The sequence below is a fragment of the Aggregatibacter sp. 2125159857 genome, assembly GCF_017798005.1.
Classification (GTDB): domain Bacteria; phylum Pseudomonadota; class Gammaproteobacteria; order Enterobacterales; family Pasteurellaceae; genus Aggregatibacter.
Window position 1 is genome coordinate 734,205 of the sequence record NZ_CP072548.1, and the last position, 23,153, is coordinate 757,357.

Below are 23,153 nucleotides of genomic sequence, written 5' to 3' on the forward strand. Positions count from 1 at the left end.
AATGAAGAAGTATTTAATTCTGGCATTAATTCCCTTTTTGTATGCGTGTGGCGGCGGAGGTTCACATCATCGCGGATTGAATTTTGATGAGGCCTTTGCAAAGGATACCCGTGGTTTAGATATTTTAACCGGACAATTTGCCAATAATATCGACCGCATTTGGGGGGTGAATGAGCTGTTGGTTGCCAGTCGTAAAGACTATGTGAAATATACCGACCGATACTACACGCGTAGCCATGTAAGCTTTGATGAGGGCTTGATTACCATTGAAACGCAGGCGGATTTAAACCGTTTGCATAATGCGATTGTGCATACATTATTGATGGGATCGGATGCGAATGGTATTGATTTATTTGCTTCCGGTGATGTGCCGATCAGTTCTCGTCCCTTTTTGATGGGGCAGGTGATTGACCACCTTGGTGGTCCAATTGCCGATCAGCTAACGGCGAGTAACTTTGCGACGTATTTGATTCAAAATAAGTTACAAACCCGCCGTTTAGCGAATGGTAACCAAGTACAGTTGGTTGTTATTCCAATGATTGCCAACCACGTGGAAGTGCGTGCGCAGAAATATATTCCGATTGTACGTAAAGTGGCACGTCGTTATGGATTGGATGAGAGCTTGATCCTTGGGATTATGCAAACAGAATCCAGTTTTAACCCATATGCGATTAGTTATGCGAACGCCATGGGCTTAATGCAAGTCGTACCGCATACCGCAGGGCGCGATGTGTTCCAAATGAAAGGCATGAGTGGTCAACCAAGTAAAAACTATTTGTTTGATCCTGAGAAGAATATTGATGCCGGCGCGGCTTATTTGTGGTTGCTACAAAATAAATATTTAGATGGCATTACAAACCCGACATCAAAACGCTTTGCCATGATTTCAGCCTATAACAGCGGTGCCGGTGCGGTATTGCGTGTATTCAATGATGATAAAGATGCTGCGATTATGCAAATTAACCAGCTGTATCCGGAGCAGGTTTATCGCATATTGACGACAAGTCACCCCTCTGCGCAGGCGCGTAATTATTTATTGAAAGTCGATAAAGCGCAAAAAAGTTATCGTGTTAGACGTTAAAGAATTTTCAAGAGTATAAAATGTTAATGCCCACAGAATAAATGCACTGTGGGCATTTTTATGGTCATAAAAAATACATAAGTGTATAATTTATATACATTTTGTTTGTTAAACGTGCAAACGAGTGAATTATTTCATGTTTTTTTAAAATAGGTGTTGACTTGAAATCGAAAAAAACGTTTAATACGCACCACTGATGAGTTGCCTCGATAGCTCAGTCGGTAGAGCAGGGGATTGAAAATCCCCGTGTCGGTGGTTCGATTCCGCCTCGAGGCACCACTATTCCTCCTTAGTTCAGTCGGTAGAACGGTGGACTGTTAATCCATATGTCGCAGGTTCGAGTCCCGCAGGAGGAGCCAAATTCTAGAAAGTCGCTAAGTAATTAGCGGCTTTTCTTTTTTTTCAACTTTTTTATTTCGTAAAGCAAAAATTAACGCATAAATTGAAATCAAATTTATGCGTTAATTTTATTATAGCTAGCCAAAGTCCGGCTATAAAAACCATACGCTATGCGCATGAAGCTAAATAGCTTAAGGGATGAACAGAAAAAAATCCTCACTATATAATGAACAAGGCTAACAACCAAAACTCAACATATAGGACGATTATTTAACCCCTCGTAGCGAGCAACTTGTTGCACGAATAATTAACCTCTATGTGTAATTCACGATTTCATGCGTAGCGTGCATCTTGATGCACGACCAAATTATGCACGGAACGTTATTTAACGCTTTCGGGCATTCATGATTTCGTGCAACAAGTTGCACGCTACGATTCCAAATTTATGCGTTAATTTTATTATAGCCAGCCAAAGTCTGGCTATAAAAACCATACGTTATGCGTATGGAGCTAAATAGCTTAAGCGATGAATAGAAAAAATCCTCGCTATATAATGAACAAGGCTGGCAACCAAAATTCAACATATAGGACGATTATTTAACCCCTCGTAGCGTGCAACTTGTTGCACGAATAATTAACCTCGATGTGTAATTCACGATTTCATGCGTAGCGTGCATCTTGATGCACGACTAAATTACGCACGGAACGTTATTTAACGCTTTCGGGCATTCATGATTTCGTGCAACAAGTTGCACGCTACGATTCTGATTTTGTATTCCGCAAAGCAAAAATTAACGCATAAATTGAAATTAAATTTATGCGTTAATTTTATCCTTGGGATTGTGCCCTAAAAAACACTTGGGATTTTCACCGCACTTTTCAGACATAAGCAAGAAAGTGCGGTCATTTTTTGCGGCGTTTTTAGTTTGCGTATTGGGTAATCGCTTGAGTGATTTCTTGATCTTTGTAAATAGATTGAACCACTTCGTTAAGCGTTTCGCCTAGTACTTTCTGGATTTCTGCATTTCTTGCCGAGAAAGCACCGGAGTAGTTGCGAGTCGCATTAATATTTTTGCTGAATTGACCCTTCATGCCTTGAACATGGATAGCGAGTTGAATTTTGCTATCAATATCGTAACGTAGATTGCCTTGGTTGACTTTCGCAAAGAACTCTTGCACATCTACAGTGACAGCAGCATTAGAATTATTCGCCATGCCGATACGAAAACCTTTGCTAACCAGATCTTGTTGTGCCACTTGTTGGAATAATTCGGTAACACTTGGCGTTGCGGATAATTTGACGAGTTTACCATCGGCAACATAACTGGAAATTTCAGGCGCTTGGCGCATATCGCGAGTGGTAACGTAAACAACCGTAGATTGATTCACATTCATGGTGGCTTGTGGTGATGGCGGTGTAAAGCTCAAGGTGCTGGGTTCGCTTTGGCAACCGGTTAATACCGCACTGGAAAGCAGAACAGAGCCGAGAATAACGGTTTTCAGATTAAATTTCATAATATCCTCATCAGTTTGATTAATTTGCGCTATTCTTACAAAGTTACAAGTAATTGTATAGTCTCCTCATTTAATAAATCCCTTAAGGAAGAAGTATGTCAAAACAACAAGCATTAGAACAACGATTATGTCAGAAATTTCAACCGCACTTTATTACGGTTGAAAACGAAAGTCATATGCACAGCTCCGGGCGTGGTGCGGATTCGCATTTTAAAATTGTATTAGTCAGTGACGCCTTTGAAGGGCAGAGTAAAGTCGCACGCCATCGTAAAATCTATCAATTCCTTTCACAAGATTTACAAAATGGCATCCATGCCTTGGCATTGCATCTTTATACTCAGCAAGAGTGGGATGAATTAGGGCAGCAGTTCCCGAAATCCCCTCGTTGTGCCGGTGTTGGGCTATAGTTCCTTACCTCTTTGTTATTACGCAATAAAATAAAAAATTGATTTTTTGCAAGTTATGTGCAGTTTTTCTTGGAAAATCGAGAAAGAGCCACGTTTCAAAGTGGCATGAACGTTATTATTTGGTTAAAATAAGGCATTTATTTTTAGCAATATTTTAACGTTTTGTCATGGGTGTTGCGTGCCTTTGACAAATGAATAGCAGAATTTGAGTTTTATTTTTACCGGTTGAAGAGTGATTATTTGGTGTAGAGGTATCTTGTTGTTTCTTCTTTAATCATTTCAACAACCATCACTCAAGACGAGGTAATAACCTCAGGGTTATTGCTGTATTTTTAATCTAACAAAAGTAGTGCAAACAATATGATTACGATTAAAAAAGGCTTGGATCTTCCTATTGCAGGAAAACCGGAGCAGGTAATCCATAACGGGAATACCGTTACTGAAGTTGCTTTGCTGGGTGAAGAGTATGTGGGAATGCGCCCTTCGATGAAGGTTCGCGAAGGTGATGTAGTGAAAAAAGGTCAGGTGCTTTTTGAAGACAAAAAGAACCCTGGTGTGATTTTCACCGCACCGGCGAGTGGCACGATCACCGCTATTCATCGTGGCGAGAAACGTGTATTACAGTCTGTGGTAATTAAAGTGGAAGGCAATGAAGCGCTTTCTTTCGATAAATACGAGGCAGCTGAACTGAACACGTTAAGTGCAGAGCAAGTGCGTAAAAATTTACAGGAATCCGGTTTATGGACAGCGTTTCGTACCCGTCCATTCAGCAAAGTGCCTGCGATTGATGGCGTGCCTTCATCCATTTTCGTTAATGCGATGGACACCAATCCCCTCGCTGCAGATCCTGCGGTTATTATTGCAGCGTCCGAAAATGATTTCGTCAATGGCTTAACCGTGTTAAGTCGTTTACATGACGGCAACATTCACTTATGTAAAGCGCCTGATAATAAAATTCCGGCATCACACGCGAGTAATGTGATCGTGGATGAATTTGCCGGGCCGCATCCGGCAGGATTAAGTGGCACACATATCGATTTTATTGATCCGGTGGGCATCAATAAAATCGTTTGGTATATCAACTATCAAGATGTGATTGCTATCGGTAAATTATTTACCACTGGTGAGCTCAATGTCGAACGTGTGGTTTCTCTTGCGGGGCCACAAGTCAAATCGCCACGTTTAGTGCGTACAGTCATCGGTGCTAACCTCTCTCAATTAACCGCAGGTGAATTAAAAGACGGTAATAATCGCGTGATTTCCGGTTCAGTGCTTTGCGGTCAAACGGCAAAAGGTGTGCATGATTATTTAGGTCGTTATGCATTACAAGTTTCTGTGATCGAAGAAGGTAACGAGAAAGAATTTTTCGGTTGGATTACACCACAACCGAATAAATATTCGATTACCCGTACAGTGCTTGGTCACTTTGGCAAGAAATTATTTAACTTCACTACCGCAGAAAATGGTGGTGAACGTGCAATGGTACCAATCGGTAGCTATGAGCGCGTGATGCCGTTGGATATTTTACCGACATTATTATTACGTGATTTAATCGTGGGCGATACTGATGGCGCACAAGCGTTAGGTTGTCTTGAATTAGATGAAGAAGACTTAGCGTTGTGTTCTTTCGTTTGCCCGGGCAAATATGAATACGGTTCAATCTTGCGTCAAGTATTAGATAAGATTGAGAAGGAAGGTTAAAAATGGGTTTGAAAAATCTTTTTGAAAAAATGGAACCCGCGTTTTTACCAGGCGGTAAATACAGCAAGCTTTATCCGATCTTTGAATCGATTTATACCTTGCTTTATACACCGGGTACGGTAACGCACAAAAACACACACGTTCGCGATGCGTTAGACTCAAAACGTATGATGATTACGGTTTTCCTCGCATTGTTTCCGGCGATTTTCTACGGTATGTACAATGTGGGTAACCAAGCGATCCCTGCCTTAAATCAATTAGGCAATTTAGAACAATTAATTGCGAGTGATTGGCACTATGCCCTTGCAAGTTCATTAGGTTTAGATTTAACCACGAATGCAACTTGGGGCTCCAAAATGGCATTAGGGGCGATTTTCTTCTTACCAATTTACTTAGTGGTGTTTACCGTATGTACGATGTGGGAATTATTGTTCTCCGTTGTGCGTGGCCACGAAGTGAATGAAGGGATGTTCGTTTCTACAATTCTGTTTGCCTTAATCGTTCCGCCAACATTGCCATTATGGCAAGCCGCACTTGGTATCACCTTTGGTATCGTAGTAGCAAAAGAAATCTTCGGTGGTGTCGGTCGTAACTTTATGAACCCTGCGCTTGCTGGTCGTGCATTCTTATTCTTCGCTTATCCGGCACAAATTTCCGGTGACTTAGTATGGACTGCTGCAGATGGTTTCTCAGGCGCAACCGCACTTTCACAATGGTCACAAGGTGGTCAAGCCGCATTGCAACATACGGTAACCGGCGAACCAATTACTTGGATGGATGCGTTCATTGGTAATATTCCCGGTTCAATGGGTGAGGTTTCAACGCTCGCATTGTTAATCGGTGGTGCAGTGATCGTGTTCACCCGCATCGCCTCTTGGCGCATTATGGCGGGTGTGATGATCGGTATGATTGGTACAGCAACCTTATTTAACTTAATTGGCTCCGATACTAACCCAATGTTCTCCATGCCTTGGCATTGGCACTTCGTATTAGGTGGTTTTGCGCTGGGGATGATCTTCATGGCAACTGACCCTGTATCTGCGTCATTTACCAATACCGGTAAATGGTGGTACGGCGCGTTAATTGGTGTGATGGCAGTATTAATTCGTACAGTGAACCCGGCTTACCCAGAAGGGATGATGTTAGCGATTTTATTTGCAAACTTGTTTGCACCAATTTTCGACTACATCGTGGTTCAAGCAAATATCAAACGTCGGAGAGCAAGAACAAATGGCTAAATTTAATAAAGATAGCGTTGGCGGTACAGTTACCGTTGTTGTATTGCTAAGTTTGGTGTGTTCTATCGTGGTTTCCGGTGCCGCAGTTGCATTGAAATCAAAACAAGATGAACAAAAAGCACTTGACGTTCAACGTAATATTTTAACGGTTGCCGGCCTAATGAAAGAAGATAATGCTTCTGTCATTAAAGACACTTATAACAAGTTTATTGAACCTCGTTTAGTGGATTTGCAAAGTGGTGATTTTGTTCAAGCCTCAAAAGAGGATGTGGAAAAATTTGATCCAAAAACAGCGGTAAAATCGACCGCACTTAGTCAAGCCATTCCTGCGGAGCAAGACAAAGCCGGGATTAAAGTGCGAGCGAATCAAGCGCGTGTTTACCTTGTAAAAGATGAACAAGGTCGGGTCAATCAAGTCATATTGCCTATGTACGGTCGCGGTTTATGGTCAACAATGTACGGTTTCGTTGCGGTTGCCCCAGATGCCAATACCATCAAAGGCATTACTTACTATGATCAAGGTGAAACCGCCGGTCTTGGTGGTGAAATCGCCAATCCGCGTTGGCAAGCACTTTTCGTAGATAAGAAACTGTTTGATGATAATCAACGTGTGGCTATTCGTGTTGCTAAAAATGCGTCTTCTAACAAAGAACACGGCGTTGATGCCTTATCAGGTGCAACCTTAACCTCAAATGGTGTGCAAGGTTCTTTTGATTATTGGTTTAGTCAAAATGGTTTTGGTCCATTCTTAGCAAAATTTAAAGCGGGGGCAAGATAATGGCTGATGCAAAAAGCAATTTAAAAGCACTTTTGCTTAATCCGATCGTAAAAAATAACCCGATTGCGCTGCAAATTTTGGGTATTTGTTCTGCATTAGCGGTAACAACTCAATTACAAACCGCAATCGTTATGGCAATCGCGGTAAGTTTAGTAACTGGTTTTTCCAGTATGTTTATTTCAATGATTCGCCAGTACATTCCAAATAGTATTCGTATCATTGTACAACTGGCAATTATCGCGTCTTTGGTAATTTTGGTTGACCAAGTATTGAAAGCTTTTGCTTATGGTTTATCGAAACAGCTCTCGGTATTCGTGGGATTGATTATTACCAACTGTATCGTGATGGGTCGTGCAGAAGCTTTTGCGATGAAATCTCGTCCGCTTGAGAGCTTTGTTGACGGTATCGGTAACGGTTTAGGTTACGGTGCAATTTTATTAATTGTTGCAACGTTACGCGAGTTAATTGGTTCTGGTCGTTTACTTGGTTTCCCTGTATTCCAAACCATTCAAGACGGTGGTTGGTATCAACCGAACGGCTTGTTCCTTCTTGCACCAAGTGCGTTCTTTATTATCGGCTTCATCATTTGGGGCTTAAGAACGTGGAAACCTGAGCAACAGGAGAAATAATCAATGGAACATTATATTAGCCTATTTGTGAAGGCGATCTTCATTGAAAATATGGCGCTTTCTTTCTTCTTAGGAATGTGTACTTTCCTTGCCGTATCGAAAAAAGTGTCAACGGCATTCGGCTTAGGGGTTGCAGTAACAGTTGTGCTTGGCATTTCTGTACCGGCGAACCAATTTGTGTTTGAACACGTGCTAAAAGATGGTGCTTTAGTTGAAGGCGTAGATTTATCCTTCTTAAGCTTTATTACGTTTATCGGGATTATCGCGGGTATCGTTCAAATTCTTGAAATGACGCTCGATAAATTCTTCCCGGCACTTTATAACGCATTGGGGATTTTCCTTCCGCTTATTGCTGTAAACTGTGCGATCTTCGGTGGCGTATCCTTTGCGATTCAACGTGAATATACCTTCGCAGAATCTGCTGTGTACGGTATTGGTGCAGGCTTGGGGTGGATGTTGGCAATCGTTGCGTTAGCCGGTTTAACTGAGAAAATGAAATATGCGGATGTGCCGGCCGGTTTGAAAGGTTTAGGGATTACCTTTATCTCAGCGGGCTTAATGGCGCTTGGTTTTATGTCATTTTCCGGTATTCAGTTATAAGGAGGGCGTAAATGAGCGAAACAACAATTCTTGTACTCGGTGTTGCAGCCTTTACCGCTATCGTTTTAGTGCTTGTCGCCATTATTCTATTTGCCAAATCTAAATTGGTCGATTCCGGCGACATTACCATTCAAATTAATAATGATCCCAATAAAGCCATTACGTTACCGGCCGGTGGCAAATTGCTTGGTGCGCTTGCCAGCAAAGGGATCTTTGTGTCATCAGCTTGTGGCGGTGGCGGTTCCTGTGGTCAATGTGTGGTAAAAGTGAAAAGCGGTGGCGGTGAAATTTTACCGACAGAGTTATCTCACATCACCAAACGTGAAGCGAAAGAAGGCTATCGTCTTTCTTGCCAAGTGAACGTGAAAGGCAATATGGACATTGAATTGCCGGAAGAAATCTTTGGTGTGAAAAAATGGGAATGTACCGTTATTTCTAATGATAACAAAGCCACCTTTATCAAAGAGCTGAAATTAGCGATTCCTGAGGGTGAAGAAGTACCATTCCGTGCCGGTGGTTATATCCAAATCGAAGCCGATCCACATACGGTTTACTATAAAGATTTCGATATTCCGAAAGAATACCATGAGGACTGGGATAAATATGACCTGTGGCGTTATGTGTCCAAAGTCGATGAGCATATTATCCGTGCTTACTCCATGGCATCTTATCCGGAAGAAAAAGGCATTATTATGCTGAATGTGCGTATTGCGACGCCTCCGCCACGTCAACCGGATGCGCCTCCGGGACAAATGTCTTCTTACATTTGGTCATTAAAACCAGGTGATAAAGTGACGATTTCCGGTCCGTTTGGTGAATTCTTCGCGAAAGAAACCGACAACGAAATGGTCTTTATTGGTGGTGGTGCAGGTATGGCGCCAATGCGTTCCCATATCTTTGACCAATTAAAACGTTTGCACTCTAAACGTAAAATGTCTTTCTGGTATGGTGCGCGTTCTAAACGTGAAATGTTCTATGTAGAAGATTTTGATCAGCTTCAAGCAGAAAACCCGAACTTTACATGGCACGTAGCATTATCAGATCCGTTACCGGAAGATAACTGGACGGGCTACACCGGCTTTATTCACAATGTGCTTTATGAAAACTATTTGAAAAATCATGAAGCACCTGAAGATTGTGAATACTACATGTGCGGACCTCCGGTGATGAATGCAGCGGTAATCAAAATGTTGAAAGACCTCGGTGTTGAAGATGAAAACATCTTATTAGATGACTTCGGTGGTTAATCTATAATAGAGAGAAAACTATCTCAAAACTGACCGCACTTGAGCATCATGCTTTCCATGATCAGTTTAAACACAATAAGCCCTGTATTTTACAGGGCTTATTTTTTGTCTAAACGAATGCTTTATTTAATTTTTATTATAGCTAGCCAAAGTCTGGCTATAAAAACCATACGCTATGCGTGTGGAGCTAAATAGCTTAAGCGATGAATAGAAAAAAATCTTCGCTATATAATGAACAAGGATGACAATCAAAATTCAGCATATAGGCTGATTATTTACTCCTCGTAGCGTGCATCTTGATGCACGACCAAATTACACAGGGAACGTTATTTAACGCTTTCGGGCATTCACGATTTCGTGCAACAAGTTGCACGCTACAATTCTTCGGTGGTTAATCTATAATAGAGAGAAAACTATCTCAAAACTGACCGCACTTGAGCATCATGCTTTCTATGATCAGTTTAAACACAATAAGCCCTGTATTTTGCAGGGCTTATTTTTTGTCTAAATGAATGCTTTATTTAGATAAAAATTAACAAAATTATTAAATAATTAGATATTATCTATATTATTCTATCTTTTATTCTAAATTTTTCCTATTTTTAATGGTTGTTTTGGAAAAATAAGAAGAGTTGTTGCATAGTGATTCCGATTAATAAAAACAATATATGCAAACATCATCAACAGGAGATTTTCCCATGTCTAACGCAGTCGCTTCTTTAGAAGCATTTTTAGCCAAAGTCGAACAACGTGACGGAAACCAACCGGAATTTTTACAAGCGGTACGTGAAGTCTTTACGTCTATTTGGCCATTCCTTGAGAAAAACCCAAAATACCGTGCTGAAGCGTTGTTGGAACGTTTAGTTGAGCCTGAACGAGCCATCCAATTTCGGGTCGCATGGACAGATGACAAAGGCCAAGTACAAGTCAACCGCGCTTTCCGCATTCAATTCAACAGCGCTATCGGCCCTTTCAAAGGTGGCATGCGTTTTCACCCGTCCGTCAACCAATCCATTTTAAAATTCTTAGGCTTTGAGCAAATTTTCAAAAATGCTTTAACCACATTGCCAATGGGTGGCGCCAAAGGCGGTTCCGACTTTGATCCAAAAGGCAAAAGTGATGCGGAAGTCATGCGCTTCTGCCAAGCCTTAATGACTGAACTTTATCGCCACATCGGCCCGGATACCGATGTGCCTGCTGGGGATATTGGTGTCGGCGCCCGTGAAGTAGGTTATTTAACCGGCATGATGAAAAAACTCTCCAATCAAACCGGCTGTGTTTTTACCGGCAAAGGCTTGAGTTTCGGCGGTAGTTTAATTCGTCCGGAAGCCACCGGTTATGGTTTGGTCTATTTCGTCCAAGCGATGTTGGCAGAAAAAGGGCAAGATCTGAAAGGCAAAACCGTTGCGGTTTCCGGCTCCGGCAACGTGGCACAATATGTGATTGAAAAAGCCCTGCAACTAGGCGCAAAAGTCATTAGCTGTTCCGACTCATCCGGCACCGTTGTGGATGAAGAAGGTTTCACTCAAGAAAAATTAGCCGCGTTAATGGACATCAAAAACGTCAAACGGGGTCGTGTAAAAGATTATGCCGCTCTCTTTGGTTTGAAATATGTTGCCGGCGCGCGCCCATGGCATTTAAAAGTGGATATTGCACTCCCATGTGCCACCCAAAACGAATTGGCATTAAGCGACGCACAAGCCTTGATTGCCAATGGCGTGCAAGTGGTGGCGGAAGGTGCCAATATGCCAACGACCATTGACGCCACCAATGCCTTTATTGACGCCGGCGTACTCTTCGGACCAGGCAAAGCAGCAAATGCAGGCGGCGTCGCCACTTCCGGTTTAGAAATGTCGCAAAACGCACAACGCTTAAGTTGGACAAGAGAAGAAGTCGATGCCAAATTGCACCGCATTATGTTAGACATTCATGCGAACTGTAAAAAATACGGCAGTGATGCGCAAGGTAACATCAACTATGTGGTGGGTGCGAACGTCGCCGGTTTCGTTAAAGTGGCTGATGCCATGTTGGCACAAGGCGTGTATTAATTTTTCGATATTTCGCTTGCGAGGATAAAGAAAAGTGCGGTGGATTTCAAAACGCTTTAAAAATCCACCGCACTTCTTTATTTTGAGCTTGCGCTTATTTCATCGCAATCATGGAACCGAAGTTAAAGCATTGGAACCAAAGCTCCACATGAGAAAAGCCGACATTTTTTAATCGCGCTTTGTGGGTTTCAATGCTGTCTGTGCGCATCACATTTTCAAGTGCGGTACGTTTTTGGCTCACTTCTAATTCGCTGTAACCGTTGGCGCGTTTAAATTGATGGTGGAGATCAATCAGTAAGTCGTTGGTTTGCTCATCTTCAAAGCGAAATTTTTCTGACAGCACCAATACGCCGTTTGGATTTAATCCTTGATGAATTTTTTCTAACAACGCCACGCGATCTTGTGGCGGTAGAAATTGCAGGGTGAAATTCAAAATCACCATGGATGCATTTTTGATCTCAATGTGGCGAATATCGTCACAGAGAATCTCGACCGGAATGTCACTATGGTAGGCAGCGATGTGTTGACGACAACGTTCTACCATCGGTTGGGAATTGTCCACCCCGATAATTTTTACATTGGGTTGGTTGATATGACGACGAGCGGAAAGGGTTGCCGCGCCACGAGAACAGCCTAAATCATAGACATGGCTGTTTGCCGTCACAAAACGTTCGGCAAGCATACCAATGGCAGTAATGATATTTGAATAACCCGGCACAGAGCGTTGGATCATGTCGGGAAACACTTCCGCGACGCTTTCGTCAAACGTAAAATCGCCCAATTTTTCAATGGGTGCGGAGAATAGGGTATCTTTCATGTTTTTTGCGATGCAATAATTTGAAATAAAAAGTGCGGTTATTTTAGAGAAAGTTTTTAATGGCGCAAATAAATTTCGCTTTCCAATTCAAAAGCCCAGGCAATTTCCGTATAATCGCACGGTTAATTTCTCTTTAATGATTCAGAATATAATAAGGAATAAAAAATGATGCGTTCACATTATTGCGGTGCGTTAAACCGCGCAAATATCGGTCAGGAAGTGACATTAAGCGGTTGGGTTCATCGCCGCCGCGATTTAGGTGGGTTGATCTTTATTGATATGCGCGATCGTGATGGCATCGTGCAAGTGTGTTTCGACCCCAAATACCAAGACGCCTTGACCGCGGCTGCCGGTTTGCGTAACGAATTTTGTATTCAAATCAAAGGTGAAGTGATTGCTCGCCCGGACAACCAAATCAATAAAAACATGGCGACCGGTGAAGTGGAAGTATTGGCAAAAGCCTTGAAAATTTACAACGCTTCCGATGTGTTGCCGTTAGACTTCAACCAAAACAATACGGAAGAACAACGCTTAAAATACCGTTATTTGGATTTACGCCGTCCGGAAATGGCACAACGTTTGAAAACCCGTGCGAAAATCACCAGTTTTGTGCGTCGTTTTATGGATGACAATGGTTTCCTTGATATTGAAACCCCAATGCTAACCAAAGCCACACCGGAAGGCGCGCGCGATTATTTAGTGCCGAGCCGTGTACATAAAGGCAAATTCTATGCCTTGCCACAATCACCACAGCTTTTTAAACAGCTTTTAATGATGTCCGGTTTTGACCGTTATTATCAAATCGTGAAATGTTTCCGTGATGAAGATTTGCGTGCGGATCGTCAACCGGAATTTACCCAAATCGATGTGGAAACCTCTTTCCTGACAGCGCCTGAAGTGCGTGAGATTATGGAACGTATGGTGCATGGTTTATGGCAAAATATCATTGGTGTGGATTTAGGCAAATTCCCAGTGATGACTTGGCACGAAGCGATGAATCGTTTTGGTTCCGACAAACCGGATTTGCGTAACCCACTGGAGCTAGTGGATGTTGCAGACCTCGTTAAAGAGGTAGATTTCAAAGTGTTCCAAGGCCCTGCCAATGATCCAAATGGTCGTGTGGCGGTCATTCGCGTACCAAATGGCAGCGAAATTACACGTAAACAAATTGATGAATACACCCAATTTGTTGGGATATACGGTGCGAAAGGTTTGGCTTGGGCGAAAGTGAATGATATCAATGCCGGCCTTGAAGGCGTTCAAAGCCCGATTGCTAAATTCTTAAATGAAGACGTATGGAAAGCGTTAGTAGAACGTGTAAAAGTACAAAACGGAGATATCTTGTTCTTCGGCGCAGACAAATGGCAAACCACCACCGATGCCATGGGCGCATTGCGTTTGAAACTGGGTCGCGATCTCGGCTTAACCCGTTTAGACGAATGGCAACCGCTTTGGGTCATTGATTTCCCAATGTTTGAACGTGATGATGAAGGCAATTTGGCGGCAATGCACCACCCATTCACATCGCCACGTGATTTCACACCGGAACAATTGGAAGCGGATCCAACAACTGCGGTGGCGAATGCTTACGATATGGTCATCAACGGCTACGAAGTGGGGGGCGGTTCCGTACGTATTTTCGATCCGAAAATGCAACAAACTGTATTCCGCATTCTTGGCATCAATGAACAAGAACAACGCGAGAAATTTGGTTTCTTATTGGATGCATTGAAATTCGGCACACCGCCACACGCAGGTTTGGCGTTCGGTTTAGACCGTTTAACCATGCTTTTAACCGGCACTGAAAATATCCGTGATGTGATTGCGTTCCCGAAAACCACGGCAGCGGCGTGCTTAATGACCGAAGCGCCAAGTTTTGCGAATCCGCAAGCGTTGGGTGAGTTGAGTATTCAAGTGGTTAAAAATGCTTAACGGCTAATTTTGAATAAAAAGTGCGGTGTCTTTTTTGATTGAATTATGAAACAAAGAAGACCAATGAGCTATATTTTAGTGATGTTATTCATGACTGAAATATAGCTTTTTTATCACTTGAAATATCGTTATTTTTCAATAGCATAGATACTACTACTACTACTACTACTACTACTACTACTACTACGAATAAGAATTATAATAAATAATACGGATAATAAGCCTAAAATGGTTGTGGAATAATAAATTTCTCGTTAAAATTGTGCGAATTAAGTCACACTTTCATGTAAGATATGTTACGCAATGTAAAATTTATGTAATAAAAATGTTAAGTAAATGACTTGCTTTAGGTTTCTTGCTACAATCGATTTGCAAAATCGTTTCAATACAAAAGCCAAAATAACTAGAATAAGATTAAAAAATATGAAAAAGCCGCGTTCTATCCCGATTATTTGTTGGACTAATATCATTATTAATTATCTTATTGTGTTAGGACTCACCTTAATTGTGCTTGCCATTGGTGATTCCTTTATTCAGTCCAGCGCTCTGCTTTTTATGCCTTATTTAAATTTTGTCGTCATTTTCTTCCTCAATAAAAACATCTTACGCGGCCGACATTGGGCGAGAGATATTTTTATTGCGTGGCTGCTTGCCGTTGATGTGCTGGTTTATGTGTTGTTTGAGAATGTTCCTATCACAATGTGTCATGTCTTGTTGTTAATTGTTAATCTTATTTGTCTATTTCACCCTTCTGCAAATGTATTTTTTCACGAAAAAAATACTGAATAGCACCATCGTCTCTTGAATCTCTCAATCAGGCGTAGCGTGAATATAAATTTCATACGATTCGGTTAAAAATTTTATTCACTGTCATTCGCCAAGTTAGCAAGATTTATCCGTTTTTAATCTCTCATTTTTTGAAATAAAATGCTGATTTTTAGAAAAACATAGTTTTTTATCTTTTGCTTTGTTTTTTCTTATTGCTGGGTTCACTTTACTCTAGATGAAAATTCTATTATAAATACGCACCTTTCTATCATTTAAAGAGACATTTTATGAGTGAACCAATCAATCAAGTTGAAAAATCTACATGGGCGAGTAAATTCTCTGCCTTAGGTCCCGGAATCGTCATGGCATCTGCTGCCGTTGGCGGTTCGCACATTATCGCCTCCACCCAAGCCGGAGCGATTTATGGTTGGGAATTAGTGAGCATCGTAATTCTTGCGAATTTATTCAAATATCCTTTCTTCCGTTTCGGCGTGCAATATACCTTAGATACCGGCAATACCTTGTTGGAAGGTTACCGCCAAAAAGGTAAATTTTATTTGTGGCTATTCCTTGCATTAAATATTTTTGCCACCGTGATTAACACAGCCGCGGTAGGTTTGCTAACCGCAGCCATTTTAACTTTTGTGATCCCTATTCCATTGCCAATGCCGGTCCTCAGTTTATTGGTGATCGGTGTGACAACCGGCATTTTACTGTTAGGGAAATATCGCTTATTAGACAGCTTATCCAAAATCATCATGATCGCCTTAACTGTGACAACAGTCAGTGCCGTGGTGATTGCATTCATGCGTAACGGTATGCAAGGTGTCGCACCGGCAGATTTCGTTGCGCCTTCCCCGTGGGAATTAAGCAAATTGGCATTTTTGGTGGCATTAATGGGCTGGATGCCGGCGCCGATTGAAATTTCTGCGATTAACTCCATGTGGGTGGTGGCAAAACGTCGCTTGACCAAAGTGTCTTATCAAGACGGTTTGTTTGACTTTAACGTGGGTTACATCGGCACAGCGATTTTAGCCGTTGTGTTCTTAGCCCTTGGCGCATTAGTACAATTCGGTTCGCCTGAAACCGTAGAAATGGTGGGCGGTAAATATATCGCGCAATTAATTAATATGTATGCCAGCACCATTGGTGAATGGGCGCGCTTATTGATCGCAGTGATTGCCTTCATGTGTATGTTCGGCACAACCATCACCGTTATCGACGGCTATTCTCGTACTAACGTTGAATCCTTGCGTTTATTACTTGGTAAACACGAAAGCACCGTAAAAACCTTAAACATTGCCATGGTGCTTGCCGCGGCCTCCGGTTTAGCCATTATTTTCTATTTTAATAACGCCGTTGGTCCGATGTTGAAATTCGCAATGATCGCATCCTTTGTTTCTGCGCCGGTGTTTGCATGGTTGAACTTATCCTTAACCATGAAAGCGAAACACAGCGTGAAAGGTGGATTATTGTGGTTGTCCTTCATCGGCTTATTCTACTTAACTGCGTTTGCTGCACTCTTTATTGCACAGCAAGCCGGCTGGTTAGGCTAAAAATTTTTTTAAAAACGACCGCACTTTAAGGACTTCTTTAAAGTGCGGTTCTTTTTTACGTTGTTTTGCGTGAAAATACATAGCGAACTTTTTCTTTGTGCGGATATCCAATTGAAATACAAAAACAACCAATCTGTCCTTGTTGTCATTTATGCCAAAGAGAGTGGCAGAGTGCTTATGCTACAGCGTCGAGATGATCCGGCTTTTTGGCAATCGGTCACCGGTTCTTTGGAAGAACATGAAATGCCGTATGACGCGGCAGTGCGTGAAGTTTGGGAAGAAGTGCGGTTAAAAACGCCGTCAAAAAGCACCGCACTTTGGGATTGTCATGAAAGCGTAACGTTTGAAATTTTTCCGCATTTCCGCTATAAATACGCACCGAATGTTACCCACTGCCGAGAGCACTGGTTTTTGTTGGCAGTGGATCAGGAATTTACCCCTGAATTAACCGAACATCTCGCTTTTCAATGGGTTTCGCCAGCACAGGCGGTGCAGATGACGAAATCGCCTAATAATGCAGAAGCGATAAGAAAATATTTATTTGATTTGACAAAATAGAAGGAAAACAACATGGCAGGCCATAGTAAGTGGGCAAATATTAAACACCGTAAAGCGGCACAAGATGCGCAACGTGGCAAAATCTTTACTAAATTAATTCGTGAATTGGTAACCGCTGCAAAAATCGGTGGCGGCGATGTGGGATCGAACCCACGTTTACGTGCGGCAGTGGATAAAGCACTCAGCAACAACATGACCCGTGATACCATTAATCGTGCTATTGAGCGTGGTGTTGGTGGTGGCGATGACACCAATATGGAAACCAAAATCTATGAAGGTTACGGTCCGGGTGGCACGGCTGTCATGGTGGAATGTTTGAGCGATAATGCTAACCGCACCATTTCCCAAGTTCGCCCAAGTTTTACCAAATGTGGCGGTAACTTAGGTACAGAAGGTTCCGTGGGTTATTTATTTAGTAAAAAGGGCTTGATTATTGTTAATCAAGCGGATGAAGATGCATTAATGGAAGCGGCGATTGAGGCCGGTGCCGATGATGTTCAACCGCAAGATGACGGCTCTTTTGAAATTTATACCGCGTGGGAAGAATTAGGTTCCGTACGCGATGGCATTGAAGCAGCAGGCTTTAAAGTGCAAGAAGCGGAAGTGACAATGATTCCATCAACGACAGTGGATTTGGATGCAGAAACTGCACCGAAACTATTGCGTTTAATTGATATGTTGGAAGACTGTGATGACGTACAAAACGTTTATCACAACGGTGAAATTAGCGATGAAGTCGCTGCAATGCTATAAGGAGCATTTATGAAATTTGTTAAAGTATTCTCTGCAATGGCTACAGTTGCCATTTTGGCGGCGTGTTCTAATGCAACAGCCAATGTTGAATCCAAAGCTGCCGGCGCTATGCCAACGATTACGGATAAAACTGTCGTGTATTCTTGCAACAAGAAAACCGTGACTGCCGTGTATCAATTCGAAGGTCAAGAACCGACAGGGGCAATGGTAATGGTAGGCAATAAAGTGATTGCAAAAGATTTTGCTCGCGATGCATCTCAAAAGGATTTTACTGCATTTACTTCCGGCAACTATGTGTGGAATGTGGACAGCGGTTTAACCTTGGATAAATTTGATTCTGTGGTGCCGGTAAATCTTTTACAAAAAGGTAAAAAAGCCGACAAAATCATTGTGAAAAACTGTGATGTGAACGCGAAAGCGACCGCAAAAGCAAATCAATAAACTTTCACGTCAAATAAAAACGGCTAGGTCTTCTAGCCGTTTATTTTATACCCGATTATGGCAATTATTTTAGGCATTGACCCCGGTTCGCGCGTGACCGGTTATGGCGTTATTCGACAAACCGGGCGACAGTTGGAATACCTTGGCAGTGGGGCGATTCGTACTCAAGTCGAGGATTTACCGACCCGTTTAAAACGTATTTATGCCGGCGTGACGGAAATCATCACGCAATTTCAACCGGATATGTTTGCGATTGAGCAAGTCTTTATGGCAAAAAATGCGGATTCCGCCCTAAAACTCGGGCAGGCGCGTGGCACGGCGATTGTGGCGGCAGTGAATCATGATTTGCCTGTGTTTGAATATGCAGCGCGTTTAATCAAACAAACGGTGGTGGGGATTGGCTCGGCAGATAAAATTCAAGTGCAGGATATGGTGACTCGTATTCTTAAACTTTCTGATAAACCACAAGCGGACGCCGCAGACGCACTAGCCATTGCCATTACGCATGCGCATTCTATACAGCATTCTTTCCACGTTGCTAATGCGGCAGATCAGCATAAAACACAAGAAAAAATGACCGCACTTTTGCGGACTCGATATAGTCGAGGCCGTTTCCGTTTAAAAATTTAACTGGATATTTATCCAGTTTTATTTTATCCTACCTGCGATTTTTTTACTGATAATTAGGATTGCTATGATTGGTCATCTCACTGGTATTTTAATGGAGAAACAACCGCCGGAAATTTTGTTGGATGTGCAAGGTGTCGGCTATGAACTGTTGTTGCCGATGACAAGTTTTTATCATCTTCCGGATATAGGTAAACAAACCCGCTTATTTACCCATTTGGTCGTGCGTGAAGATGCTCATTTGCTCTTTGGATTTGCCCAAAAAACCGACCGCACTTTATTTCGTGAATTGATTAAAACCAATGGTGTAGGCCCTAAATTGGCGTTGGCAATTTTATCTGCCATGTCGGTAGATGAGTTTGCGTATGCCATTGAACGCGAAGAATTGTCAAAATTAGTGAAGATTCCCGGTGTCGGCAAGAAAACCGCAGAAAGACTTTTGGTTGAACTCAAAGGCAAGTTTAACGGCGTGAAAAATAACGATTTCTTTATGCAAGCGGATCATTTGCCAAGCTTTAACATGGAAGCCGTTGCAACCACTGAACCTTCTAATGAGGCTGTAGCAGCATTGATCGCCTTGGGTTATAAGCCGGTTGATGCGGAGAAAATGGTGAAAAAAGTCTCTAAACCGGAACTTTCCAGTGAACAGTTAATTCGTGAAGCTTTAAAAGCCGCTTTGTAATTTGAGATAGACAAGATGATTGAAGCAGACAGAATTATCAGTGCTACGGCAAAATTAGACGAAGATGTCATTGATCGTGCCATTCGTCCCAAATTGTTGGCGGATTATGTGGGACAACCACAAGTTTGTGAACAAATGGAAATTTTCATTAAAGCGGCACAATTACGTCAGGATGCCTTGGATCATTTGTTGATTTTTGGCCCACCGGGATTGGGAAAAACCACGCTGGCTAATATTGTCGCCAACGAGATGGGCGTGAATATTCGCACCACATCCGGTCCGGTTTTGGAAAAGGCGGGTGATTTAGCGGCGATGCTGACAAATCTTGAGCCTCATGATGTGTTGTTTATTGATGAAATTCATCGCCTTTCCCCTGCCATTGAAGAAGTATTGTATCCGGCAATGGAAGATTATCAGTTGGACATCATGATTGGTGAAGGCCCGGCTGCCCGTTCCATTAAATTGGATTTACCGCCTTTTACGCTTATCGGTGCTACAACTCGAGCCGGTTCTTTAACTTCGCCATTGCGCGATCGTTTTGGGATTGTGCAACGCTTGGAATTTTATTCCGTGCCGGATTTAACGTCCATTGTGTCAAGAAGTGCGGTCTGTTTGCAGCTTAAAATTGATGATTCGGCCGCCTATGAAATTGCCCGCCGTTCTCGTGGTACACCGCGGATCGCAAATCGCTTATTGCGTCGAGTGCGAGATTATGCCGATGTGCGTAATAACGGTGTGATTACCGAAGTCATTGCGAAAGCGGCGTTGTCTATGTTGGATATTGACGATGCCGGGTTTGATTATTTAGACAGAAAGTTACTGACAGCCGTTTTAGAGCGTTTTGATGGTGGGCCTGTGGGGTTAGACAATTTAGCTGCGGCGATTGGGGAAGAGCGGGATACCATTGAAGATGTGCTGGAGCCTTATTTAATTCAGCAGGGATTCTTACAACGAACACCGCGCGGAAGAATGGCGACCTCAACAACTTATCGTCATTTTGGCATTGAAAAAATATCATATGGAGACTAAAAAACAAAAGGCTTATTCAATCTAATAAGCCTTTTGTTTCGTGAGAAATTACTGTGTTTGTTGCTGTTGTTTCATGCTGTTGAGTTTCGCCATGGCAACATCGCAACTTTTAATTTGCGTAGCTAACTCCATTTCAAGAATTTGTTTTTTACTTTGATTGAGCTTACTACGGATTTTATTGACTTGAGGGTGTGTACCCGGTTGTTTCTCCGCTTCTGCAATCAAATTTTCGGTTTCACTGAATAAATCCTTGCACTGTTGTGGAACGTTAGCAATGGATTTTGCGTTTTTGTCTTTATCCACATCTGCGGCATTGGCTACATTTGAAACACTTGCAACCATCATTGTCGTGAAAAGTGCGGTAAAAATGTGCGTTATTTTTTGTGTCATATTGAAGCCTTTTTGTTGTTCAAGTTATCTTCAAAGTGTAAATCTTGCATGAAGTTATCAGAATCCCCTTATGATGTCTAGTCTCTTTTTTCGAATCACCCTCATTTTTATGCAGTTAAAGTGAATAGATGTTGAAATTATGTTAATAGAATATATAATTTGATCCTGATCAATTTAGCCTAAATTACTTATTTTGAGTTGTTTTTGATTTAATTTCAAAAATGTGATCTTTGCGACATATTTCTCTATTCTTTATCCCTATATTTAGTAGTAGAATGTGCCAATCATTTGGGTTGTCTATGTAATCACTGATGTTTATCCAAATTAAGCCGCAGTCATTATAAAGATAATTTTCTTATGCAAATTCAAAACATTTTTGATGTTGATGGGGTGATTACTTAGTAATCATGAATTTAAGGACTTGTAGCTTTTACAAGGAGTCGAGATGTTAGACGTTGTTGAACTCTCAAGATTACAGTTTGCTTTAACGGCGCTGTATCACTTCATTTTTGTACCGCTGACACTAGGATTGTCTTTCGTGCTTGTCATCATGGAAACGACCTATGTCGTAACAGGTAAAGAAGTGTATAAAGATATGACAAAATTTTGGGGTAAGTTATTTGGGATTAACTTTGCCCTAGGGGTAACGACCGGTATCATTATGGAATTCCAATTTGGTACGAACTGGTCTTACTATTCTCACTATGTAGGTGATATTTTTGGTGCGCCGTTGGCGATCGAAGCATTGCTTGCATTCTTCTTAGAATCAACATTTGTGGGTTTATTTTTCTTTGGTTGGGATCGCCTAACAAAAGGGAAACACCTATTGGCAACTTATTGTGTCGCTTTCGGTTCAAACCTTTCTGCGATGTGGATTTTGGTGGCAAACGGTTGGATGCAATCACCGACAGGTTCAGAATTTAATTTTGAAACCGTTCGTATGGAAATGACCAGCTTCTTAGATTTATGGTTGAATCCGGTTGCGCAAAGTAAATTCTTGCATACCTTATCTGGCGGTTATGTTGCCGGTGCGTTCTTTGTGTTGGCAATCAGTTCTTACTATTTGTTGAAAGGTCGTGATCTTGGCTTTGCTAAGCGTTCTTTCTCTATTGCTGCAACCTGGGGATTTATTGCCTCAATTGCCGTGTTAGTGATGGGCGATGAATCCGGTTACGATATTGGTAAAGCGCAACCTGTGAAATTAGCGGCGATGGAAGCTGAATTTGAAACGCATGCTGCGCCAGCGCCATTCCATCCTGTTGCTCTTCCGAATACCGCAGAAATGCGTAATGATTTTGCGATTGAAATTCCATACCTTGGTGGTTTAATTGCTACACGTTCTTTAGATAAAGAAATTACCGGTTTAAAAGAGCTTCAAGCAAAAAATGAAACGCGCGTTCGCAATGGTATTATGGCCTATGATTTGTTTACTCAGTTAAAAGCACAGAAAAAAGCAACAGGTCAGGTTAACCCAGAAACTAAAGCGCAATTTAATGAAGTGAAAGGCGATCTTGGTTTTGGATTGTTGTTAAAACGTTATACCGATAAAGTTGTGGATGCAACGGAAGATCAAATTAAACAAGCAGCACGTGATACTATTCCTAATGTCGGTCCGAACTTCTGGGCGTTCCGTGGAATGTTAGCCGCTGGTGGTTTAATTATCTTATTAACGTTTGGTGCATTTGTGCAAAATTTACGTAGTCGAGTCACTGCATCACCCTTACTCCTTAAAGCATTGTTATGGGGATTACCATTGCCATTCTTAGCTATTGAATTTGGTTGGTTCCTTGCTGAGTACGGTCGTCAACCTTGGGCGATTTATGAAGTATTGCCTGTTGGTGTGTCGGCATCCAATTTAAGTGTGAGTGATCTCTGGTTCTCTATCGGGTTAATTTGTGTGCTTTATTTCTTCTTTATTATTGTTGAAATGTACTTAATGTTTAAATACGCCCGTTTAGGTCCGAGCGCATTAAAAACCGGTAAATACTACTTTGAGCAATCATCTAAATAAGCAGGA

The 23,153-nt window shown here is 41.9% G+C and carries 22 protein-coding genes and 2 tRNA genes; 21 read left to right on the forward strand and 3 right to left on the reverse strand.

What is annotated here, in order from left to right:
• Position 1: 1 nt before the first annotated feature.
• The 3 genes from mltC (at position 2) to J5X96_RS03785 (ending at position 1,440) form a co-directional block, all read left to right on the forward strand.
• Positions 2–1,081, forward strand: coding sequence for a membrane-bound lytic murein transglycosylase MltC (mltC, locus tag J5X96_RS03775; RefSeq protein WP_209364433.1), 1,080 nt, complete (start codon positions 2–4; stop codon positions 1,079–1,081).
• A gap of 203 nt (positions 1,082–1,284) precedes the next feature.
• Positions 1,285–1,360: transfer RNA gene (locus J5X96_RS03780), tRNA-Phe, on the forward strand.
• A gap of 4 nt (positions 1,361–1,364) precedes the next feature.
• Positions 1,365–1,440: transfer RNA gene (locus J5X96_RS03785), tRNA-Asn, on the forward strand.
• Between the two features lie 901 nt (positions 1,441–2,341).
• On the opposite strand, the gene J5X96_RS03790 is transcribed toward J5X96_RS03785, so the two are convergent.
• The gene (locus J5X96_RS03790) at positions 2,342–2,935 is read right to left on the reverse strand and encodes a YajG family lipoprotein (protein WP_209364434.1); all 594 of its coding nucleotides are present in this window, start codon (positions 2,933–2,935) and stop codon (positions 2,342–2,344) included.
• Positions 2,936–3,030: 95 nt separating this feature from the next.
• Between J5X96_RS03790 and J5X96_RS03795 the strand changes: the two genes are divergently transcribed.
• From J5X96_RS03795 to gdhA, 8 genes are all read left to right on the forward strand, one after another.
• Positions 3,031–3,342: a BolA family transcriptional regulator gene (locus tag J5X96_RS03795; protein WP_209364435.1), complete on the forward strand. Its 312-nt coding sequence runs from the start codon at positions 3,031–3,033 to the stop codon at positions 3,340–3,342.
• Between the two features lie 360 nt (positions 3,343–3,702).
• Positions 3,703–5,043, forward strand: a complete 1,341-nt coding sequence (locus tag J5X96_RS03800; RefSeq protein ID WP_209364436.1) for a Na(+)-translocating NADH-quinone reductase subunit A — start codon at positions 3,703–3,705, stop codon at positions 5,041–5,043.
• A gap of 2 nt (positions 5,044–5,045) precedes the next feature.
• The gene (locus J5X96_RS03805) at positions 5,046–6,281 is read left to right on the forward strand and encodes an NADH:ubiquinone reductase (Na(+)-transporting) subunit B (protein ID WP_209364437.1); all 1,236 of its coding nucleotides are present in this window, start codon (positions 5,046–5,048) and stop codon (positions 6,279–6,281) included.
• Positions 6,274–7,059, forward strand: coding sequence for a Na(+)-translocating NADH-quinone reductase subunit C (locus J5X96_RS03810; RefSeq protein WP_209364438.1), 786 nt, complete (start codon positions 6,274–6,276; stop codon positions 7,057–7,059). Before J5X96_RS03805 ends, J5X96_RS03810 begins: the two co-directional genes overlap by 8 nt.
• Entirely contained in the window at positions 7,059–7,688 is a 630-nt protein-coding gene (locus J5X96_RS03815; protein WP_209364439.1) for an NADH:ubiquinone reductase (Na(+)-transporting) subunit D, read from the forward strand. Before J5X96_RS03810 ends, J5X96_RS03815 begins: the two co-directional genes overlap by 1 nt.
• Before the next feature lie 3 nt (positions 7,689–7,691).
• Positions 7,692–8,288, forward strand: a complete 597-nt coding sequence (nqrE, locus tag J5X96_RS03820; RefSeq protein WP_005633378.1) for an NADH:ubiquinone reductase (Na(+)-transporting) subunit E — start codon at positions 7,692–7,694, stop codon at positions 8,286–8,288.
• 11 nt (positions 8,289–8,299) lie between these two features.
• Positions 8,300–9,535 (forward strand): NADH:ubiquinone reductase (Na(+)-transporting) subunit F, encoded by a 1,236-nt coding sequence (nqrF, locus tag J5X96_RS03825; protein ID WP_209364440.1) that lies wholly within the window; start codon positions 8,300–8,302, stop codon positions 9,533–9,535.
• Between the two features lie 698 nt (positions 9,536–10,233).
• A complete protein-coding gene (gdhA, locus tag J5X96_RS03830; protein ID WP_209364441.1) occupies positions 10,234–11,583 on the forward strand; it encodes an NADP-specific glutamate dehydrogenase in 1,350 nt (449 codons plus the stop codon).
• 94 nt (positions 11,584–11,677) lie between these two features.
• Here gdhA and cmoA read toward each other — a convergent pair whose 3' ends face one another.
• The gene (gene cmoA / locus J5X96_RS03835; protein WP_021615180.1) at positions 11,678–12,400 is read right to left on the reverse strand and encodes a carboxy-S-adenosyl-L-methionine synthase CmoA; all 723 of its coding nucleotides are present in this window, start codon (positions 12,398–12,400) and stop codon (positions 11,678–11,680) included.
• Between the two features lie 165 nt (positions 12,401–12,565).
• Here cmoA and aspS point away from each other — a divergent pair, with 165 nt between their 5' ends.
• From aspS to ruvB, 9 genes are all read left to right on the forward strand, one after another.
• A complete protein-coding gene (gene aspS, locus J5X96_RS03840; protein WP_209364442.1) occupies positions 12,566–14,332 on the forward strand; it encodes an aspartate--tRNA ligase in 1,767 nt (588 codons plus the stop codon).
• 423 nt (positions 14,333–14,755) lie between these two features.
• Positions 14,756–15,121 (forward strand): hypothetical protein, encoded by a 366-nt coding sequence (locus J5X96_RS09725; RefSeq protein WP_245193478.1) that lies wholly within the window; start codon positions 14,756–14,758, stop codon positions 15,119–15,121.
• 266 nt (positions 15,122–15,387) lie between these two features.
• A complete protein-coding gene (locus J5X96_RS03850; RefSeq protein WP_209364443.1) occupies positions 15,388–16,656 on the forward strand; it encodes an NRAMP family divalent metal transporter in 1,269 nt (422 codons plus the stop codon).
• Positions 16,657–16,767: 111 nt separating this feature from the next.
• Positions 16,768–17,214 (forward strand): dihydroneopterin triphosphate diphosphatase, encoded by a 447-nt coding sequence (gene nudB / locus J5X96_RS03855; RefSeq protein ID WP_084422188.1) that lies wholly within the window; start codon positions 16,768–16,770, stop codon positions 17,212–17,214.
• Between the two features lie 12 nt (positions 17,215–17,226).
• A complete protein-coding gene (locus J5X96_RS03860; RefSeq protein ID WP_021615175.1) occupies positions 17,227–17,967 on the forward strand; it encodes a YebC/PmpR family DNA-binding transcriptional regulator in 741 nt (246 codons plus the stop codon).
• Positions 17,968–17,976: 9 nt separating this feature from the next.
• Positions 17,977–18,408 (forward strand): hypothetical protein, encoded by a 432-nt coding sequence (locus J5X96_RS03865; protein ID WP_209364444.1) that lies wholly within the window; start codon positions 17,977–17,979, stop codon positions 18,406–18,408.
• 57 nt (positions 18,409–18,465) lie between these two features.
• Entirely contained in the window at positions 18,466–19,038 is a 573-nt protein-coding gene (gene ruvC, locus J5X96_RS03870; RefSeq protein WP_209364445.1) for a crossover junction endodeoxyribonuclease RuvC, read from the forward strand.
• A 64-nt stretch (positions 19,039–19,102) separates the two neighbouring features.
• Positions 19,103–19,717, forward strand: a complete 615-nt coding sequence (gene ruvA, locus J5X96_RS03875; RefSeq protein ID WP_209364446.1) for a Holliday junction branch migration protein RuvA — start codon at positions 19,103–19,105, stop codon at positions 19,715–19,717.
• A 15-nt stretch (positions 19,718–19,732) separates the two neighbouring features.
• The gene (gene ruvB, locus J5X96_RS03880) at positions 19,733–20,746 is read left to right on the forward strand and encodes a Holliday junction branch migration DNA helicase RuvB (protein ID WP_209364447.1); all 1,014 of its coding nucleotides are present in this window, start codon (positions 19,733–19,735) and stop codon (positions 20,744–20,746) included.
• A gap of 48 nt (positions 20,747–20,794) precedes the next feature.
• On the opposite strand, the gene J5X96_RS03885 is transcribed toward ruvB, so the two are convergent.
• Positions 20,795–21,136, reverse strand: coding sequence for a DUF5339 domain-containing protein (locus J5X96_RS03885; RefSeq protein ID WP_021615170.1), 342 nt, complete (start codon positions 21,134–21,136; stop codon positions 20,795–20,797).
• A gap of 445 nt (positions 21,137–21,581) precedes the next feature.
• Between J5X96_RS03885 and J5X96_RS03890 the strand changes: the two genes are divergently transcribed.
• Positions 21,582–23,147: a cytochrome ubiquinol oxidase subunit I gene (locus tag J5X96_RS03890; protein ID WP_021615169.1), complete on the forward strand. Its 1,566-nt coding sequence runs from the start codon at positions 21,582–21,584 to the stop codon at positions 23,145–23,147.
• The last annotated feature ends 6 nt before the right edge of the window (positions 23,148–23,153 follow it).

What these genes read in the sequence shown, in the direction of transcription:
- gdhA (WP_209364441.1), top strand. Translation starts at nt 10,234, where the DNA reads ATGTCTAACGCAGTCGCTTCTTTAGAAGCATTTTTAGCCAAAGTCGAA.
- J5X96_RS03860 (WP_021615175.1), top strand. Translation starts at nt 17,227, where the DNA reads ATGGCAGGCCATAGTAAGTGGGCAAATATTAAACACCGTAAAGCGGCA.
- ruvA (WP_209364446.1), top strand. Translation starts at nt 19,103, where the DNA reads ATGATTGGTCATCTCACTGGTATTTTAATGGAGAAACAACCGCCGGAA.
- aspS (WP_209364442.1), top strand. Translation starts at nt 12,566, where the DNA reads ATGATGCGTTCACATTATTGCGGTGCGTTAAACCGCGCAAATATCGGT.
- J5X96_RS09725 (WP_245193478.1), top strand. Translation starts at nt 14,756, where the DNA reads ATGAAAAAGCCGCGTTCTATCCCGATTATTTGTTGGACTAATATCATT.
- nqrE (WP_005633378.1), top strand. Translation starts at nt 7,692, where the DNA reads ATGGAACATTATATTAGCCTATTTGTGAAGGCGATCTTCATTGAAAAT.
- J5X96_RS03815 (WP_209364439.1), top strand. Translation starts at nt 7,059, where the DNA reads ATGGCTGATGCAAAAAGCAATTTAAAAGCACTTTTGCTTAATCCGATC.
- ruvC (WP_209364445.1), top strand. Translation starts at nt 18,466, where the DNA reads ATGGCAATTATTTTAGGCATTGACCCCGGTTCGCGCGTGACCGGTTAT.
- mltC (WP_209364433.1), top strand. Translation starts at nt 2, where the DNA reads ATGAAGAAGTATTTAATTCTGGCATTAATTCCCTTTTTGTATGCGTGT.
- ruvB (WP_209364447.1), top strand. Translation starts at nt 19,733, where the DNA reads ATGATTGAAGCAGACAGAATTATCAGTGCTACGGCAAAATTAGACGAA.
- J5X96_RS03850 (WP_209364443.1), top strand. Translation starts at nt 15,388, where the DNA reads ATGAGTGAACCAATCAATCAAGTTGAAAAATCTACATGGGCGAGTAAA.
- J5X96_RS03885 (WP_021615170.1), bottom strand. Translation starts at nt 21,136, where the DNA reads ATGACACAAAAAATAACGCACATTTTTACCGCACTTTTCACGACAATG.
- J5X96_RS03805 (WP_209364437.1), top strand. Translation starts at nt 5,046, where the DNA reads ATGGGTTTGAAAAATCTTTTTGAAAAAATGGAACCCGCGTTTTTACCA.
- cmoA (WP_021615180.1), bottom strand. Translation starts at nt 12,400, where the DNA reads ATGAAAGATACCCTATTCTCCGCACCCATTGAAAAATTGGGCGATTTT.
- J5X96_RS03865 (WP_209364444.1), top strand. Translation starts at nt 17,977, where the DNA reads ATGAAATTTGTTAAAGTATTCTCTGCAATGGCTACAGTTGCCATTTTG.
- J5X96_RS03890 (WP_021615169.1), top strand. Translation starts at nt 21,582, where the DNA reads ATGTTAGACGTTGTTGAACTCTCAAGATTACAGTTTGCTTTAACGGCG.
- J5X96_RS03810 (WP_209364438.1), top strand. Translation starts at nt 6,274, where the DNA reads ATGGCTAAATTTAATAAAGATAGCGTTGGCGGTACAGTTACCGTTGTT.
- J5X96_RS03795 (WP_209364435.1), top strand. Translation starts at nt 3,031, where the DNA reads ATGTCAAAACAACAAGCATTAGAACAACGATTATGTCAGAAATTTCAA.
- J5X96_RS03790 (WP_209364434.1), bottom strand. Translation starts at nt 2,935, where the DNA reads ATGAAATTTAATCTGAAAACCGTTATTCTCGGCTCTGTTCTGCTTTCC.
- nqrF (WP_209364440.1), top strand. Translation starts at nt 8,300, where the DNA reads ATGAGCGAAACAACAATTCTTGTACTCGGTGTTGCAGCCTTTACCGCT.
- J5X96_RS03800 (WP_209364436.1), top strand. Translation starts at nt 3,703, where the DNA reads ATGATTACGATTAAAAAAGGCTTGGATCTTCCTATTGCAGGAAAACCG.